1 protein-coding gene is annotated in these 429 nt (G+C 68.5%); it reads right to left on the bottom strand.

What is annotated here, in order from left to right:
- Positions 1-429: M14 family zinc carboxypeptidase (locus I6F37_RS41010; protein WP_225154520.1), on the bottom strand; the 429-nt coding region annotated here is incomplete at both ends.

Consider the following 429-nt stretch of genomic DNA (forward strand, 5'->3'; position numbering starts at 1 on the left):
CGCCCGATCGTGTCGATGCCGCGCAGCACCGGCGGCGGGATGTGCGCGTTGGTCGGCTCGACGAACGGCGGGATGAAGATGCGGGCCGGGAACGGCGCCGTCTGGTGATGGTCGTAGACGATCTGCGGCAGGTACTCGTCGTAGAGCTGCCGGCCGATGTTCCGCGTCTCCTGCTGCGTGAACATGAACCAGTCGCGGTTGTTGTCGTGCCCGGCGTAGCGCTGGTAGAGGCCGGGCAGCGTCATCTCCCACGGCTGGCCGCGATGGGCGCGGTACCAGTCGGCGATCATCGTGGTGCCGTCGGGGTTCATGTCCGGGACGAGCACGAGGATCGTCTTCTCGCGGATGTCGCGCATCTCCGGCGTGTCGCTCGAGACGAGCGTCCAGGCGAACAGCGGCGCCGCCTGCGCGTGCGCCACCTCGTTCGAG

Origin of the sequence: Bradyrhizobium sp. NBAIM08, from assembly GCF_020193935.1 — a bacterium.
GTDB lineage: Bacteria > Pseudomonadota > Alphaproteobacteria > Rhizobiales > Xanthobacteraceae > Bradyrhizobium > Bradyrhizobium yuanmingense.